15 protein-coding genes are annotated in these 17,229 nt (G+C 66.4%); 7 read left to right on the top strand and 8 right to left on the bottom strand.

Going from position 1 to position 17,229, the window contains the following annotated elements; translation table 11 throughout:
* Positions 1-27: 27 nt before the first annotated feature.
* Positions 28-588 (top strand): methyltransferase family protein, encoded by a 561-nt coding sequence (locus AC07XP_RS20225; RefSeq protein WP_307584171.1) that lies wholly within the window; start codon positions 28-30, stop codon positions 586-588.
* Here AC07XP_RS20225 and AC07XP_RS20220 read toward each other — a convergent pair.
* The 5 genes from AC07XP_RS20220 to AC07XP_RS20200 all read right to left on the bottom strand — a co-directional run bounded on the left by AC07XP_RS20220 (position 569) and on the right by AC07XP_RS20200 (position 4,162).
* Positions 569-988: a hypothetical protein gene (locus AC07XP_RS20220; protein ID WP_495265674.1), complete on the bottom strand. Its 420-nt coding sequence runs from the start codon at positions 986-988 to the stop codon at positions 569-571. The genes AC07XP_RS20225 and AC07XP_RS20220 overlap by 20 nt on opposite strands.
* Positions 989-993: 5 nt before the next feature.
* Entirely contained in the window at positions 994-1,602 is a 609-nt protein-coding gene (locus AC07XP_RS20215; RefSeq protein WP_495265673.1) for a flavin reductase family protein, read from the bottom strand.
* 93 nt (positions 1,603-1,695) lie between these two features.
* A complete protein-coding gene (locus tag AC07XP_RS20210; protein WP_062478668.1) occupies positions 1,696-2,172 on the bottom strand; it encodes a hypothetical protein in 477 nt (158 codons plus the stop codon).
* Positions 2,173-2,219: 47 nt separating this feature from the next.
* Entirely contained in the window at positions 2,220-2,945 is a 726-nt protein-coding gene (locus AC07XP_RS20205) for a hypothetical protein (protein ID WP_447741518.1), read from the bottom strand.
* 257 nt (positions 2,946-3,202) lie between these two features.
* The gene (locus AC07XP_RS20200) at positions 3,203-4,162 is read right to left on the bottom strand and encodes an AraC-like ligand-binding domain-containing protein (RefSeq protein WP_095949420.1); all 960 of its coding nucleotides are present in this window, start codon (positions 4,160-4,162) and stop codon (positions 3,203-3,205) included.
* A gap of 212 nt (positions 4,163-4,374) precedes the next feature.
* On the opposite strand from AC07XP_RS20200, the gene AC07XP_RS20195 reads away from it, so the two are divergent.
* From AC07XP_RS20195 to AC07XP_RS20170, 6 genes are read left to right on the top strand one after another with little or no spacing between them, the layout of a single operon-like run.
* On the top strand, positions 4,375-5,565 hold the full coding sequence (locus AC07XP_RS20195; protein ID WP_495265672.1) for an amino acid ABC transporter substrate-binding protein: 1,191 nt from the start codon (positions 4,375-4,377) through the stop codon (positions 5,563-5,565).
* A gap of 4 nt (positions 5,566-5,569) precedes the next feature.
* Complete coding sequence (locus tag AC07XP_RS20190; protein WP_062478682.1) at positions 5,570-6,448, top strand: branched-chain amino acid ABC transporter permease; 879 nt, start codon at positions 5,570-5,572, stop codon at positions 6,446-6,448.
* On the top strand, positions 6,445-7,377 hold the full coding sequence (locus AC07XP_RS20185) for a branched-chain amino acid ABC transporter permease (protein WP_493194646.1): 933 nt from the start codon (positions 6,445-6,447) through the stop codon (positions 7,375-7,377). The genes AC07XP_RS20190 and AC07XP_RS20185 overlap by 4 nt, the downstream gene beginning before the upstream one ends.
* Positions 7,374-8,123 carry an ABC transporter ATP-binding protein gene (locus AC07XP_RS20180; protein ID WP_495265671.1) on the top strand — a complete coding sequence of 250 codons (750 nt, stop codon included), beginning with the start codon at positions 7,374-7,376 and terminating at the stop codon, positions 8,121-8,123. Before AC07XP_RS20185 ends, AC07XP_RS20180 begins: the two co-directional genes overlap by 4 nt.
* Entirely contained in the window at positions 8,120-8,830 is a 711-nt protein-coding gene (locus AC07XP_RS20175; protein WP_495265670.1) for an ABC transporter ATP-binding protein, read from the top strand. Before AC07XP_RS20180 ends, AC07XP_RS20175 begins: the two co-directional genes overlap by 4 nt.
* Before the next feature lie 38 nt (positions 8,831-8,868).
* Positions 8,869-10,320 (top strand): aldehyde dehydrogenase, encoded by a 1,452-nt coding sequence (locus AC07XP_RS20170; RefSeq protein WP_495265669.1) that lies wholly within the window; start codon positions 8,869-8,871, stop codon positions 10,318-10,320.
* A 28-nt stretch (positions 10,321-10,348) separates the two neighbouring features.
* Here AC07XP_RS20170 and AC07XP_RS20165 read toward each other — a convergent pair whose 3' ends face one another.
* From AC07XP_RS20165 to AC07XP_RS20155, 3 genes are all read right to left on the bottom strand, one after another.
* On the bottom strand, positions 10,349-11,737 hold the full coding sequence (locus AC07XP_RS20165) for a T6SS immunity protein Tli4 family protein (RefSeq protein WP_495265668.1): 1,389 nt from the start codon (positions 11,735-11,737) through the stop codon (positions 10,349-10,351).
* An 11-nt stretch (positions 11,738-11,748) separates the two neighbouring features.
* Positions 11,749-14,823 carry a phospholipase D-like domain-containing protein gene (locus AC07XP_RS20160; RefSeq protein WP_495265667.1) on the bottom strand — a complete coding sequence of 1,025 codons (3,075 nt, stop codon included), beginning with the start codon at positions 14,821-14,823 and terminating at the stop codon, positions 11,749-11,751.
* A 12-nt stretch (positions 14,824-14,835) separates the two neighbouring features.
* Positions 14,836-17,229, bottom strand: a 2,394-nt coding sequence (locus AC07XP_RS20155) for a type VI secretion system Vgr family protein (RefSeq protein WP_495265666.1), incomplete at its 5' end; no start/stop codon positions are given.

Genomic DNA, 17,229 nt, shown 5'->3' with positions numbered 1-17,229 from the left:
CTTGCGGGCCGTGTAAATTCGGCCGCCATGCTCCTCTGGTTCCAGCTCTTTCTTTTCGTCGCCGGCACGGCCGCGCTGCTGTACGTGTCGCGCGGGCCGCTGAGCCAGCCCGGCTCGCACGGCTTCTACCGCTTCTTCGCGTGGGAATGCATGCTGGTGCTGATCGTGCTGAACCTGCCGGTGTGGCATGTCGATCCGCTCTCGTTCACGCAGCTGCTCTCGTGCGTGCTGCTGGCGCTGTCGATCTGGCTGCCGATCCACGCGGTGCGGCTGCTCAAGGCGCAGGGCAAGCCGAGCGAGGCGCGCAACGACGACCCGGCCCTGTACGGCTTCGAAAAGACCTCGGCGCTGGTGACCACCGGCGCCTTCCGCTACATCCGCCACCCGATGTACACGGCGCTGATGCTGCTGGCCTGGGGCGCGTTCCTCAAGCAGTTCACCTGGCTCACGCTGGCGCTCGTGCTGATGGCCACGCTGTTCCTCTTCTTGACGGCGCTGCGCGACGAAAAGGAATGCCTCGCGCATTTCGGCGACACCTACCGCGACTACATGCGCGGCACGCGGCGCTTCATTCCTTTCGTGCTGTAGCGCCGGGCGCTTCGGACGCGCCCTCTTCTTTCCTCGCGCCCCACCAGGCGGAGAGCACCAGCCCGCCCTTGCGCACCAGCAGCACCGCCATGACCACGAGCACGGCCCGCGAGGCCACGTAGCCCGCAACACCGAGCACCGTCGACGGCAGTGGCTTGGACGCCCAGAAGATGACCCAGGCCGCCAGCCCGGCCATCGCCAGCCCGCCGACGATCAGCATCACGCCACCCACCATCCACGTGAGGATCGCCAGCCGCGCGGCCAGGCCGGTCAGGCGGTCGGCACCGGGCCAGTCGCGCCAGGTCCACAGCGCGGCCAGGCCCAGCGACCCCATCATGGCCGCCAGCAGGCCCATGAGGCTGTAACCGACGACGGTGATGATCAGGTTCAGGTCCGGCATGCAGGCTACGGTGTCAAACGCGGCAGCGCCTTCGCATCGACCGCCTCGCCGTCGACGATGAAGTGCCCGCCCGCCACGTGGTGCAGCGTGCGCAGCTCGTCGTGGCCCTCGAAATGCCAGCGGCCTTCCGAGAACACGCGCGCATCGGCCTGCGCCGCGATCACCTCGCCCAGGAACAGGTCGTAGCGCTGCTGGATCGGCGGCTCGGGCAGCAGCCGGCATTCGAGCCAGGCCGCGCAGCCTTCGAGCAGCGGCGTGCCGGTGACCTCGCCCGCGAAGGTCGAGAGGCCGTAGGCGGTGAACTTGTCGCTGCCGTCGCGCTCGGCGATCTCGCGGCCCGAGCTGTTGCCCAAGGCCTCGGTCAGGTCGAGCTGCGCGCGCGTAGGCACCTGCAGCGCGAAGGTGCCTGCGCCTTCGAGCAGCACGCGCGTCCAGGTGCTCTTGTCGAGCACCACCGCCACCTTGGGCGGATCGAAGTCCAGCGGCATGGCCCAGGCCGCGGCCATGATGTTGCGCCGGCCGTCGTGCGCGGCGCTCACGAGGACGGTCGGGCCGTGGTTCAGGAGACGGTAGGCCTTGTTCAGCGGAACCGGCCGGCGATGAGAGGCGTTCATGCGCGTGGGGCCCGCGAAAGCGAGCCCGGAGGATGGCGGCCCGCCAGCCTACCAGCAGGCGCCGGGCGGCTCAAACGCGCGGTTGTTTGCCCGTCACGCCGCGTAGGCGTCGCACAGGGCGAGGTACTCGTCGCCCGAAATCTCCAGCGCGGTCGCGCGGCGCAGCACGCGGGCCTTCGGCTTGGGCAGGTCGGTCTTGATCTGGATCTGCTTGCCGATGGGAATGCCCATGTAGTCCTGGTTGACCCAGGTGTTCTCGACGATGTTGTGCCACGGCAGCAGCAGGCCGTTCTCGAAGGTCAGGCCCTGGCGGCCGATGACGAAGGCAGGCGTTGCGATGTTGGCCAGCGTGCGGATGCACTTGACGGCCAGCCACGCGGCCAGCAGGCCGAAGCCCGCCGCAATGAGGATGCCGATGTTCTTGTCCTGCGCGCGGATGCACAGCACAGCGAGCACGACCGCGACCACCACCCAGAGCGTGGCACCGGCAATCAGTCGCGTGCGGGAGTAGAAGACGGGGCGGTCCTGGCGGGTTTTTTCCTGTTGGCTGGCGGAGCTGTAGATTTCCATTTTGTGAGTCGCTGTACTTTGGAGATTGAAGAAAGAAAAAGAAGGGCTCAGGCCGACGGCAGGCGTTGCATGAGGCAGCTCATCAGCACCGGCTCGTTGTCGATCTTCGAGCGATCGATCTTGCGGGTCTTGCCGTTGGCAACGATGAGCAGGTGCTCGTCGACGTCCATGGCTTCGGCGTCCGATTGCGTGCGGATGGTGTCGATGCTCGACCACGCGATGAGCTGGCCCTTGTGCACCAGCCCTTCGGCATTGAGCGCCAGCGCGCCGAAGGGCACGGTGTCGCCCGCATGCAGGCGCCGCTCCACGTCGTGGCGCAGCACCTCGCCGACGGCCTCTTCCACTTCGGCGACGAGCGCATACGGGTCGTCCCACAGGTCGAGCCGCAGGCGCAGCGTGCGGCCGTCGCGGGTGGTGAGCAGCAGGTGGTTGCGGTTGTGGCGATGGCGCAGCCGCGTCACGTCGGCGAAGGCAACCGTCTGCGTGCCCAGCTGCAGGCCGTGCGCGGTCAGCGTCAGCACCTGCGGGGTGCGCAGCCACGCGAAGAAGTCGCTGCCCTTCCAGCCGATCAGGTAGATCGCGGCCGGGATCGCCAGCACCAGCACGAAGAAGGCGCCCTTGTAGCGCACGAAGTCCGGCGTGATGAGGTACGGAAGGATGTAGATCTTTGCCGGCACCAGCACCATGGCGCAGAAGACATAGATCGCGGCCAGGCCGGCCAGCACACAGTAGAACGCGTAGCGCGGAAAGATGCGGTCGTGACGAAGGGGCATGTGAAGCAAGTACCCAATGCGTCGACAACGGGCGTGATGGCGTGGAGCTGAATTGCGCGCACGACCATACCAGCGGGAAGCGTCGCTCCCGAGGCTGCGCACGCGTTAAAGCATCTTTTTTTTGATCTGAAAACGCCCGTTGCGAAATCAGTTAACCAAGAAGATTTAGGTTTGATACCCGCTTCGACACAAGCGCTGCTTAAGCATTCATGGCAACTCTGCAAGCAGCGCACCGCGAGCGATGCGCACCCGCACGATCAACGCTGCAGCGTCGCCTGCCGCCTGAACTCGCTCGGGCTGCCGCCCGTGTGCGCGCGGAACACGCGGCTGAAGTGCGAGAGGTTGCCGAAGCCCGCGCCCAGCGCGATGTCGGTGATGGAGCGCGCGGCGTTCGCGGGATCGATGAGGTCGCGGATGCTGGCCGCCAGCCGCTGGTGCTGGATGTAGCCGGTGAGCGTGTCGTCGTCGCCCGCGAAGGCCTGGTGCAGCAGGCGCTTGCTGCAACGCAGGGCCAGCGCCATGCCGTCGATCGACAGCGCCGGGTCGCGCAGGTTCTGCGCCACGTGGCGGTGGATGCGGTCTTTCAGTGCCTCGCGCTGGGTCTGGGCGGTGCTGCGGCCCGCCAGCTCCATGAGCGACAGGCGCACCAGCTGGATCAGCAACTCGCCCGCGCCGCGCGCGGCGGCCTCGCTCATGTGGGGCAGCTCCAGGTAGGTGTTGCGCATGGTCTCCAGCGCCACGCGCGAGATGCCGCTGTCGCCGCCGATGCGCCGCGCCACGAGGTCGCCCAGCGGCAGCGCGGGCGAGGCGATCTGGTCTTTCGGCAGCATCACGATGAGGTGGTCGCTGCGCTCGGGGTTGGCCACGGTGTAGTCGAGCGTGGTGTCGTACAGCGTCCAGCCGCCCGCGCGCACCGCCGCCGCGCGCCCGCGCTGCGTGACCTCGGCCGAGCCCTGCCAGGGCGCGACGATCTTCAGGTAGGGCGCATCGCTCAGGCGCGCCATCTGCGGGGTGCGCAGCACGCGATGCCGGTTCGCCTCGAGCCGCGTGAGGATCACGTCGCCCGCGTGCGAGGACGCGAGGTGGCCGTCGAAATCGCTGTCGCCGTACAGGTCGGAGCCGAGGCCGCCGAAGTGGCGCCACACCCACTCGCACCACAGCGGCCCGCGTTCCTTCGGCGGGATGGCGTCGGTGGACAGGAGCAGGGACGCGGTCATGGGGCGAAAGCAGTGAAGACGAAAGATTGCAACACGGCAGCAGGATGCCGCGCATTGTGGAGTGCCCGCAAAGCCCTCGCCTTTGCGGGTTAACCACTAGGCGCATGCACGCTGCGTCAAGTGCTTTGTGCGCGGCGGGCACAGCGGCAAAGGGCGTGCGTTTCTACGATCCCGGTCAGCGGGCGCATACCGACGCCCGGAAGGAGACCTCCATGCTTCACCCCACCCGCCGCCACTGGATTCAGGGCACGGCCACCGCGCTGGGCGCGGCCGCCGTCGCGCCGCAGCTGTTCGCGCAGAGCGCGCCCGTTCGCATCGGCTACGCCATCGCCCGCACCGGCCCCTGGGCCGCGGGCGCGCAGGTGAGCCAGGAACCCAACTACCTGCTGTGGGCCGAGCAGGTCAACGCCGCGGGCGGCCTGTCGGTGAAGGGCGCCAAGCGCCCCATCGAGCTCATCGGCTACGACGACCGCAGCGAGACCGAGACCTGCGTGCGCACGTTTGAAAAGCTCATGGGGAGCGACAAGGTCGACCTCGTGCTGCCGCCCTGGGGATCGGGCGCCAACTTCGCGGTCGCGCCACTGGCCAACCGCTTCGGCTACCCGCTGCTGGCGCCCACGGCCCTGTCGCGCAAGCTCATCGACATGCGCCTGCCCTTCTTCTTCTCGCTGCTGCAGCAGCCCGACAAGATGATGGGCGCGCTGGTCGACATGCTGGTGGCGCAGAACGTGAAGACCATCACCATCGTCTACATGGACGACCTGTTCGGCCTGGAGAACTTCGCGGCGCTGAACAACGCGCTGAAGAAGACGCAGATCCAGGTGCTCGACCGCAAGAGCTACCCGCTCGGCGTGAAAGACCTCGCGCCCGTGCTGCGCACCATGAAGGACCTGAACCCCGACGCCTTCATCGGCATCACCTACCCGCCGGACACCATCCTGGCGAGCCGGCAGGCGCGCGAAGTGGGCTTCAACCCGAAGTACTTCTACACCTCGGTGGGCACGGCCTTCCAGCTCTACAAGAACGTGATGGCGGCCAACACCGAGGGCGTGATCGGCATGGGCTCGTGGAACGGCAAGACCAGCCCCGAAGCCAAGGCCTACTTCGATGCGCACACCAAGAAGTTCGGCAAGGAGCCCGACCGCTGGGCCAGCGGCCATGCGTGGGCCGGCCTGCAGATCCTGCAGCAGGCGGTGGAGAAAGTGGGCCTCGATCGCAAGGCGCTGCGCGAGCAGATCGCGAAGAACGAGTTCAAGACCATCCTCGGGCCGATCCGCTTCGAGGGCAGCGAGAACGCGTCGATCCCCGGTACCGTGTCGCAGTGGCAGGGCGGCGACTTCGAAGTGGTGTGGCCCAAGGACCGCGCCACCGCGCAACTGATGCCGAAACCGGCCTGGAAATAACAGCGTGTCGTTCTCTGGATGGGCCGAGCTCCTGGCCGGCGGATTGATCACGGGCGGCATCTATGCGCTGGTGGCCATCGGACTGAACCTGCAGTACGGGCTGATGCGCATCATGAACATCTCGCACGGCGAGTTCCTGATGCTCGGCGCCTTTCTCACCTGGTGGGCGCACACGGCGCTGGGCATCTCGCCGCTGGTGTTCATGCCGGTGGCCTTCGTGCTGCTGATGGCGCTGGGCATGGCGGTGCACTGGCTGTGCTTTCGCCAGGTGGCGGCGCGCGCGCCGAACGTCGACGTGTTCGAGGCGCGCAGCCTGATGGTCGGCTTCGGCCTGATGTTCTTCGTGCAGAACACCGCCCTGCTCGTGTGGGGTGGCGACCTGCGCGGCTACGACTACCTGGCCGAACCGGTGCAGCTGGGCGAAATGCGCTTCACCGCCAACAAGCTGGTGCTGTTCGGCGTGGCGCTGGCGCTGAGCCTCGTGCTCATCGCGCTGCTCAAGCTCACGCTGCTGGGCAAGGCGGTGCGCGCGCTGATGCAGTCGCCCACCGGCGCGCAGCTCGTGGGCATCAACACCAAGCGGCTGCACCCGCTGATGTTCGGCATCGGCCTGGGCCTGTCGGGCGTGGCCGGCGCGCTGCTGTCGATGACCTACGAGATCTCGCCCTCGATGGGCGAGCCCTACACCGTGACGGCGCTGATCGTCATCACCCTCGGCGGCTTCGGCAGCATCGCGGGCAGCCTCGTCGGCGGCCTGCTGCTGGGCGTGGTCGAAGCGCTGGGCATGTACTACACGAGCCCCTCGCTCAAGATGCTGCTGTCGTACGCCGTGTTCATCGGCGTGCTGATCTGGCGGCCTAACGGACTGTTCTCCAGAAGATGAATTCCCTCTTTCAAAACAAACCGTGGTGGGTGCTTTGCATCGGCCTCGCGCTGGCGGCCGCCGTGCCGTGGGTCGCGAGCGAGTTCATTGCGTCGGTCGCGCTCGGCTGCCTGATGTACATCGCGCTGGCCACGAGCTGGTCGCTGTTCTGCGGTGCCACGCGCTACCTGTCGCTCGCCACCTCGGCCTTCTTCGGCCTGGGCGCGTATGCGAGCGCGACGCTGCTGGAGGTGCTGCCCTGGCCGCTGGTGATCCTGAGCGGCGCGGCCATCGCGAGCGCGGTGGCGGTGCTGATGGGCGCGGCCGTGCTGCACCTGCGCGGCACCTACTTCGCCGTGCTGACCTTCGGCATGACCGAGCTGATCCGCCATGCCGTCACCTTCGTCGAGAAGCAGGTCTCTGGCACCGTGGGCCGCGTGCTCACGGTGGTGCCGTCGAACGAGACGGTGTACCTCACGGTGCTGGCGATTGCGGGAGCGGCCATTGCCACGGCGCTGCTCGTGAAGCGCAGCCGCTTCGGCCTGGCGCTGGCTGGCATCGGCGCCGACGAGCAGCGCGCGCAGACGCTGGGCGTGGACACGCGCCGCGTGAAGATCGCCGGCTTCGCGCTCACCGCCGCCTTCGCCGGGGCAGTGGGCGCCGCGATGGCCGTGCGCTGGACCTACATCGAACCGGCCGCCGTGTTCAGCCCCTTCATCGGCTTCCAGACCGTGCTGATCGCGATGATCGGCGGCGCCGCCAGCATCGGCGGACCGGTGGCCGCGGCCATCGTGTTCAGCCTGCTCTCGGAGACGCTGCGGCTGCAGCTGCCCTACGGCTACATGATGGTGCTGGGGCTGCTGCTCATCCTGTGCGTGATGTACCTGCCCAACGGTCTCGCGTCGCTGTGGCAGCGCAAGGCGGCCGCGTTGCGGAGGCACGCACCATGAAGGCCACGCCGCTTCTCGAAGCCCGCGACCTCACGGTGCGCTTCGGCGGACTCACTGCGGTCGATGCCGTGAACGCCACGCTGCACGCGGGCGAGCTGGTCGGCATCATCGGCCCCAACGGCGCGGGCAAGACGACCTTCTTCAATGCGATCTCGGGCGTGGTCATGCCGACGTCGGGACGGCTGCTGGTGGAAGGCGATGTCGACCTGACACGGCGCGGCCCGCACCTGTACGCCGCCCACGGCATCGCACGCACCTTCCAGACCCCGCGCGTGATGGCCGACATGACGCTCGAAGACAACGTGCGCTTCGGCATGCAGTTCGCCGGCCGCCGCCGCGCGCCCATCGCGGGCCTGGGCAGCACCGGCGAGATCCTCGACATGCTGGGCCTGGGCGGCCTCGCGACGCAGATCGCGGCCGACGTCACGCCCTCGCAGCAGCGGTTGCTCGAGATCGGCATGGCGCTGGGCACGCGGCCGCGCGTGCTGCTGCTCGACGAGGTGGCGGCCGGCCTCACCGAGGCGGAGGTCGATGCCATGGCGCGGCGCATCCGCCGCCTGCGCGACGACCATGGCCTCGCCGTCGTGTGGATCGAGCATGCCGTGACCACGCTGCTGAAGTACGTCGAGCGCGTGCTGGTGCTGCACCAGGGCCGCAAGATCGCCGACGGCACGCCGGCCGAGGTCGTGCGCAATGCCGAGGTGGTCGAGGCCTACCTGGGCGACGAGATGGAGACCACGGCATGAGCGGCACCCAGATGACCGTGCGCGGTCTTGCGGCCGGCTACCACGGCTTCCAGGTCATCCAGGGCCTGGACCTCGACGTGACGCCCGGCGTCACCGTCGTGCTCGGGCCCAACGGCGCGGGCAAGACCACGCTCCTCAAGGCGCTCGCAGGGCTGCTGCCGCGCTCGGGCGAGGCGGTGCTCGACGGTGCGGCGCTGCCGTCCACCGATGCCACCGCCTGCGTGCGGCGCGGCCTGGCGCTGGTGGCCGAGGGCCGCCAGCTGTTCCCGCAGATGACCGTCACCGAGAACCTCGAGCTCGGCGGCTGGCTCATTCCTGCGCGGCTGCGCGCCGAGCGCCTCGCGCGCGCCTTCGACGACTTTCCGCGTTTGAAGGAACGCGCCACGCAGCTCGCCGGCACCATGAGCGGCGGCGAGCAGCAGATGGTGGCCGTGGCGCGCGCCCTCATGAGCGGGCCGCGCCTGCTGATGCTCGACGAGCCCTCGCTCGGCCTCGCGCCGCGCATGGTCGACGAGCTGCTCGCCATCGTGCGCCGCATCGCCGACCAGGGCGTGACCGTGCTCATGGTCGAGCAGAACGTGCGCAAGGCCTTGCAGGCCGCCGACCGCGGCTACGTGCTCGAACGCGGGCGCGTCGTCGCCGCGGGCGAAGCGCAGGCGCTGCTGCATTCCGACGCCGTGCGCCAGGCCTACCTGGGCGTGGCCTGAACCACCCTCTTCCTCTTTCTTTCTTGCAAAGGACACCCATGACCGACATCTCCATGCTCATCGACGGCGAACGCCGCGCGGCCACCGGCGGCGCCACCTTCGAGCGCCGCAACCCGCTGGACGGTGGCATCGCCACGCGCGCCCCCGCCGCCACGCCCGCCGACGCGGTCGCCGCTGTCGACGCCGCGCAACGCGCCTTCGCCACCTGGTCGCAGACCGGCCCCAACGAACGCCGCGCCTTGCTGCTCAAGGCCGCGCACGCGCTCGAAGCGCGCGCCGACGCCTTCGTGCAGGCCATGGCGCGCGAGACCGGTGCCTCGGCGCTGTGGGCGGGCTTCAACGTGCACCTGGCGGCCGGCATCCTCACCGAGGCCGCGTCGCTCACCACGCAGATCGCGGGCGAAGTCATTCCGTCCGACGTGCCCGGCAGCCTTGCCATGGGCGTGCGCCAGGCCGCCGGTGTGGTGCTGGGCATCGCGCCATGGAACGCCCCCGTGATCCTGGCCACGCGCGCCATCGCCACGCCGCTGGCCTGCGGCAACACCGTCGTGCTCAAGGGCTCCGAGCTGTGCCCCGAGACGCATGCGCTCATCATCGAAGCGCTGGCCGAGGCCGGCCTGCCCCAGGGCACCGTCAACTTCGTCACCAACGCGCCGGCCGATGCAGGCGCCGTGGTCGAGGCCATGGTCGCGCACCCGGCCGTGCGGCGCGTCAACTTCACCGGCTCCACACGCGTGGGCCGCCTCATCGCGCAGACCTGCGCCACGTACCTGAAACCCGCCGTGCTCGAACTCGGCGGCAAGGCGCCCTTCGTGGTGCTCGACGACGCCGACATCGACGCGGCCGTGGACGGCGCGATCTTCGGCGCCTTCGCCAACTCGGGCCAGATCTGCATGTCGACCGAACGCCTCGTGGTCGACAACGCCGTCGCCGACGAATTCGTCTTCAAGTTCGCCGCCCGCGCACAGGCGCTGCCGCTCGGCGACCCGCGCGAAGGCCCCGTCGTGCTGGGCTCGGTCGTCGACATGAGCACCGTGACCCGCTGCAACGCCCTGATCGACGACGCCCTCGCCAAGGGCGCCGTGCTCGTGTGCGGCGGCAAGGCGCAGAACACGCTGATGCCCGCCACCGTGCTCGACCACGTCACGCCCGCGATGGCCATCTACCGCGAGGAATCGTTCGGGCCGGTGAAGGCGGTCGTGCGCGTGAACGGCGTGGAAGAGGCGGTGGCGGTGGCCAACGACAACGAGTTCGGTTTGTCGTCAGCGGTGTTCGGCCGCGACGTGGCGCGCGCATGGAACGTGGCGCAGCGCATCGAGGCGGGGATCTGCCACGTCAATGGGCCAACGGTGCATGACGAGGCGCAGATGCCGTTTGGGGGGGTGAAGGCGTCGGGTTATGGGCGGTTCGGCGGGCGCGCTGGTGTCGAAGCGTTCACTGAGCTGCGGTGGATTACGGTGCAAACGACGGCGCGGCGGTATCCGTTCTGAGCAAGGCCAGGGCTGGCCGGTCGCAGCGCTACTTCGCAGGCAGGTTCGCCAGTTCCGGCATCGGCGGCTGCGTGGGCCGCAGGCGGATGCTGCCGAGCAGCGCGCTCAAGCGCTCCATGCTTTGGTCGAACGGCGGTGGGTTGACGCTCAGCTCTGGAGCCTCGAGTCGGGTGTAGCTGCGCATGTCCACCAGGATTGAAGGCAGCACGAACGTGCCCTGCCAGCCCCCATAGCCCGTGAACACGCTGTAGACGTTCATGGGCTTGCCTTCGTTGTCGGGCTTCTGCGCGGCAAAGCCGCCTTGCTGCGCGGTGAGGCCGCCGATCTTGACAATGCGGGGGCCGATTTTCTTCGTCACGTACTTGTCGGCCAGCTCCTTCTCGTAGCCCCCGATGTGGCCGGCCAGTGCGCGGCCTGCGGCCGTGAGGGTCGTGGTTTCGGGGCCGAGCCGAGGATCGACGTTGGACGTTTGAATGGTGTAGAGCACCCCGGGCGCATCGTCGTAGCGGATCGACATGCGATTGAAAATCGTCGACTTGCCATCGTCGGCGATGAAGCCGTAGGGGATGCAGATGCCGAGGTCTTTGGGGATCTCGCCGGCTGCGCGAGGGCGGAAGCGCTGAAGGAAAGGGAGGAACTCTTTCTGGTGTGCGGCCTTGCCAAGGTCGCTTCCGCTCTTGAAGGCGTAGATATAGCCGTTGCGTTCGATATAGGCATAGAAGTAGGACCCATCCGAGTCATGCCCTGCACCTGGCTGCAGCGGTGAACCACGTTTCCAAAAGCCAAAGCTTTCAGGAATCCCCAAGTCCAGTGTCTTCCAATCAGCCTGCACTTCAGCCAAGGCAGCTTGCAGCTCCTTCACCGCCGCCAGATCATCGGCCCTCGCCCCCTCGATGTCTTTCCTCTTCTCATCAGAGGCTGTAGCCATTCTCTTTTGACGATCATCCGCGGACTCTTGGCGACTCCTTATCTCGGAATTCAATTCTTCCATCCGATAGCGCTTTTCGCTCTCGTGACTTTCCGCGAACTTTTGCAGATTGGATGTCTGATCGATCTTTACCGTCGCAACATCCACAGTGCCGATTCGCAACCGATCCTGGCCATCGCGGACGTTCTCCGAAAATTTGCGGACTCCGAATGTTTCGCTCCGCCGGCCATTGGCCACCGGCCACTGCACCGGCCGGGTCACATCGAACACCAGGCGCCCCAGGCACTCTTGAGACGTACCGCTCGGCGACACATAGCCGGGCGCCGTGGATTCGAGCAGTTCCTTGGCATTGGGCTTGGGCACCACATACTTTTCTTCCTGCCGCTCCTGAGTGGTCTTGCGCGGCTCCTGCGAATTGGAGGGCTGGCAGCCTGTCAGAAGGACCAGCAACAAAAGAGCTGGCGCCGCAGTGTGCGTTGAAGAAGGCATGGGTCGGTGAATCAAACATTTTCTCCTTGGGGAGCCGTCGCAGTATTGGTCATGGACGCCAAGGCGGACTGGACAGCTTCGGGATTTTGTGTCGGACTGGGCATCTGGTTCGCAAGCAAGGTCAGGTTCATGCGCGAGCGGTTGTTCTCTCCCTGTGTCCAGGCAACGGGGAGCGCAACGATAAAGCCCTGGATGTCTTTAGGAGCGGATTCGAGTACCCTGCTTTTGGCATCCCAGGTAAACGATTCGTCACGCGGCTCTGTATCTCGCCAGAAGCGCTCGTTGAAAGGCATGTAGTGCTCAAGCACCCCCTTCTTGCTGTCCCAGGTGGGCCAGATGGAACTGGGCCCCTGTGCCTTGGGCAGGAACTTGAACGCTGCCCTGTAGGCCTTTGCATTCGCCGCCGCCACCTTCTGAATCGCCTGCCATGTCGCAGGAGATGCTGGGTGTGTAAGCACCGTCTCCAGGCTGCTCGCCGGATGCGTCGCCCCATCGGTCAATCCAAACAGCTTTCGCCACAACCGCACTCGCAGGTCGTGAACGGCCGCGCCCACATCCACGCTGTCTTTGCCGTTGAGGGCAACTTTCACCTTCGTGTCGTCGTTCACGATGATCGCCAACTCCGAATCCCGGTCACCCTGCATGCTGCGGTCGTTGATGTTGGCACTGCCCAGCACCGCTACGCGGTCGTCGGCAATCAGCAGTTTGGAATGCACGTAGCACTGTTCGGTCATCGGGCGGCCGCCCAGGGTCGTCCAATTGCGCAGATTCAGCAGAGTCAGGTACCTGGACCATCGCTCACCGACGATTCTTGACAGCTCTCCCCCCGTTGCGCTCTCGGCATCCAGCGCACGTACGGCAGACCTCGCTGCCTCTTCGCTCATCTTCTTCTCGTGCACATACTCGCCCAGCATCACCGCTCGCCGCACACCGTTGAGCAGGCTGTCGTCGGCGAATACCAGCGACTGCATCGTCAGATGCAACTGCGCCATGATGTTCATTGTGTCGAGCGTGCCTTCCGGATGCATCGGCAGCACCAGGTAGACATGGAAGTCGCTCTTTTCGAGCACAGCCCGCTCGATGCGCCGCACCAGCGCCCTGCCCACAGGGTTGAGCAGGGCTGACTGCTCTGGCCCCAGCTTGTTGGTGATCTCTGCCATGGCTGTGTTCTTGATCGTCGCCATCACGTCGTTCATGAAGTCGGCACCGCCGCCCTTCAGGTCGCGACGCACATCGTCGATCTTGCTCCAGATCAACTTGCTTGCAATCTCATTCGCGGGGACGCCTTCGATGCCCAGCATGCGGGCGTACTTGCGGTAGCCCGGTGACATGCGGATATCGATCAAGGCGCCCATGGGACCGGAAGGCATCGCATCGCGCGGTGGAACTTGCTTGCCGCACGCCGTCTGGTAGAACTGCCCCTCGATGTAGATGAAACACTGCGACCCGGCGATGGCCTTCAGCATGCCCTTGAGGCAGTTGTTTTGCGCGTAGCTGTCGGCCCTCTGCGGCGCGCCGAGGGCCGCACCTTCATCGGCAAGCAATCGACGTGGTGCGCTGCGCAACACCTGCACCCAGGATTTGCCGGGCTTCGCCGCGGCGGCTGTTGCTGCAGCAGGCACATGTGCAGCGGGAATGCGCGGCAGCTTCAACGGCTTGAAGGCCGCAGGCGGCACCCCGAGCACGTCGTAGATCTGTTTGATGACGCCGTTGACGCCCTGCACCAGGCGTGCACTGGATCCTTCGTATCGCTTGGCAATACCATTCCAGCGGCGGACGAAGTTGCGACTCAGGTCATGTACCGAGGGGCCTTCGACGCGACATTGCACGTCGTGCCAGGGCATCCGGGGTTGCTTGGCAGGGTCGACTACCTTGGGCGGCGGCAGCGTCTTGCCAAGTTTGCGCAGATTGGCGTACGGCTGCTTGCGGTTGGAGGCACCAGAAGTCAACAAGCCCAGAAGCGAAAAGGTCAACGCCTCGAAGGCTTTTCTCGTCTCTTCCAGCAGCTTGGGCGGAAGCCCGCTCATGTCGATGTTGTTCAGCCACGCGACCACGACGGTCGCACTGTCGATTGCATTGGCGGTCCCGCTTTCGTTCAGTCGATCGAACTGGTTTTGCAGGGATTTGTCGAGGCTGCCGTAGGCCCAGCGAGAGATGCCTTGGGCAGCATCGAGAGGGATATCCTGCAGCTGCCGCATGAACTCAGGCACCAGGTCGATGGCACTCCACCAGTCGGCGAACTCCTTGTGCGTGTCTTTCACTTTGTCGCTCACGGCACCGATCGCGTCCTGTGCAACGGCCACCGGCTTGATGGGGGCCGATGTGACGAACTGCGCCGCCTCTGCGACCTTGCCTTCGAAGCAGGCGGCGACCAGTTCTGCACGCGTCAGGTACTTGACTTTCTCAACGTGGCTGACTTCGTGGATGGGCGGTATGCAGGTGTTGTAAAGCTCCTTGTTCGTGCGGCCACCGGACTCGAGCTTGAAGGCGCCATCGTCGTTGCGACCATAGGCCAGGTCCATGCCGCCCATGAAGGCATATTGGTTGTCGACGACCACGAGTTTCTGGTGATGCGCAAAACCGATGTTGAGTGCGCCGGACATGTCGCTCTGTGCAATGGCCGGGAGGCAATGCGCACGATGCGGCCCTGTGCGACCCGCGTTCAGGTGATGGAGCACCAACATGGTCTCGAAGTCGCCAGTGTCGACACCGATCTTCGGTGACATCCAGGGCATGACAAACACGTCGGCATGGTTGAGCGCCTCGTCCAGAAGCTGGAACAGCATCTTTCCGTCCTGCGTGATCTGGACGTCGAAGTTCACCTGCCAGCCGGCGATGAAGATGCATTTTTTTGCATTCTTGATGGCGGCTCCGACCTTGTCGAAGTATTCCTTGCCTGAGACGTAGAACTCGACCTTGTTTCCGCTTCGAACGTCGGAAAACTGATCTCCCCAGACTTGCTCCTTGTCTTGCCCCGGCACCTTGACGCTATCTTGAACGAACCAGCCGGGGATGCTCTTGGCCGGCGCGACAGGTTGGTGCTTGCCGTCCCACAGCTGCGTGATCTGTTTTTGGGTATCAACCATGTCGAATCTCTGTTACTTCTTGACGTGCTCGTAGAGCGTGCCTTCGCTCGCGGCGCCCAGCGCCTCCTTGGCGTAGGCGAGGTTGGGCTGCACCTGTTTCGCAAAGCGGGTTTGCTCGCGTTGCCCGGTGAAGTCGGCCGCGTCGAGGGCATGGAGCATCCGGTCTTCGGCATTCCAGTCATCGGATTCCTGCACGCCAGTCAACAAGACTGTCTGCCCCGGATAGACCAGCCAGATAGCGCTGGGGTGTGTTCGATAGGCCTGCTCCAGCGCCTTTTCCTGATCGTCCGACAAGACGAGCTTGCCCTCCTCATCCGTTTTTCCCTCCGCGACCAAGCACCTTTCGTCGATGGTGTACAGCGCTGTCGGCGCGTCTCCGGTCGCGATGCGCCAAGGCGTATGGGCCAGTGCGTGCCCTCCTGTTCCCGGTGTGTCAGCGAGGCGCAGATCGAACTTGATGCTCGAGGCGCTCAGCGTAGAACGGACAAAGGTCGGCAAGCGATAGTCCTTGGCGGTCGGCCCGGCCAACTTCCGCTGCACCGAGTGATAAGTGATCTTCCCCGGGCACTCGAAGGTGATGTCCCCATCCTGCAGCGTGATCGACGCGCCCTGCGCCGTCGCGATGCGGATCTTCTTCTTGGCTGCGAACTCCACCGTCTGGTCGGTGCTGGCGATCTTCAGCGCTTTCTTGGCCTGTACGCGCAGTTCGTCGTGCTGCGCCTGGAAGTCCAGGTCGTCGTTGCCCGCGATGACCGACAGGCCCGTGTCCGCATCGGCCTTCTGCGCCCCGGCCAGCACGCCGATGGCCTGGCCGCTGTGCACGCGCAGCACGTCGGCCAGCGCCAGGTTGATGTCGCCGCCGCTGGCCAGCGTGGCGGTCTCGCCGCTGACGACCTGCAGCTGTTGGCCGGCCACCATCGCCAGCCCGCCGCGTGCGGCTAGCGCGATCACGGCGTCGCTCGTGTGCGGCACCTTGCCTTCGCCGGTGGCGATGGTTTTGTCTGCTGCATCGGCGTAGGCGGTGTCGAGCGCGTCGGCGGTCACCATGCCGCTGACGGTGCGTTCCATCGCGGCGTAAGGGGCACGCTCCTTGTCGAGTTGCGATTCGTCGACCTTGTTGGCACCGATGTGCCCAGCCAGCTGTACCGTCTCGTGGGTCTTGGCCGCATCGCTCAGGGCCTGGCCCAGCTGCTGCACCTGCTTAAGCAGCGCCATGCCGGCGGCGAAGTCGCCCACGGGCTCGAGCTTCTGGCCGCCTGCGCCGTGGTAGGTGCTCAGCAAGACGCCCTTGCCGCCGCGCAGGGCGGCATAGCCGTCGGTGCGCAGCTCCAGGCCCTGGCCGCGGAAGCTGCCGCGGAAGTTGTCGGCCTGGTGGATCAGGTGGCCCAGGTTCAGCTGGCTGTGGGCGGTGCTCGCATGCAGTTGCACGCGCAGCTGCTGGTTCGAATCGTCGAACACCAATTGGCTGAAGCCCTCGCCGCCGAACTCCTTGGTCTTGAAGCCGCTCAGGGCGGCCGCGTTGCGGTGGCCCTTGTCGTCGGCGCTGGCGCCGTGCCAGGGCGGGGCATGGCCGGCTGCGAGGTTGGCCTGGGCGCTGGGCGAGGCATTGCTCGCCTGGGCGAAAACGTCGTTGTTGTCGTTGCTGCCGTTGCCCTGTTCGCCGCTGTCGCGCGATGCGCCACCGGGCGTGGGGGCGATGCCGCCGTCGCCGCGGCCGTTGTACAGCGCGCCGACGATGACGGGCTGGTCCACATCCAGGTCGACGAACTTGACCAGCACTTCCTGACCGATGCGCGGCAGCCACTGCCAGCCCATGCCGGGACCCGCCTGGCGTTGGGCCACACGGATCCAGCGGGTGCTGCGGTTGTCCTGGGCGTTGTCACCGTTGCTGTTGTCGCTGGCGTTGTTCTGCCAGTGGAAGCGCACGCGCACGTCGCCACGGTCGTTGCAGTACAGCTCGTCGGCGCCATTGGGCGAGGTCTCGCCCGAAGGCCCGACCACGATGGCGCTGTGCACGCCGCTGGCCGTGGGCCTGGCATGCAGGCGGGCACCGTCGGCCGCGGCCAGGGCCGGGCGCCAGGGGCGCGGGGCGTGCACGCCCGAGAAGCTGTTGGCGTAACCCTGGGCCTGGGCGGTGGCCAGGCTCTGGGGCTGCGGGTGGATAGTGTTGTTGTGCGTGCCTGTGGCTGCAGACACCAGCCCGAACACATCGGCCTCGGCCGTCACAGGGGCGCACGGCTGGTCGAACACGAGGTGCTCCGTCAGCGCACCCAGCTGCGCCGCAATCGATGCCGCCGTGTCCTTTGGCAGGTTGTTGATGCCCACGTGCTCGATGGTGTCCAGCAGCAGCGCAGGCCTGGCCTGCAAGCCCAGCGCGGGCGCGTCGTCGATCTCAATGCGCGTGCC

It is taken from the genome of Variovorax sp. GW531-E2, from assembly GCF_059423125.1.
Note: the sequence above shows the minus strand (reverse complement) of the source record. Positions and strands in the feature narration are given on the sequence as shown.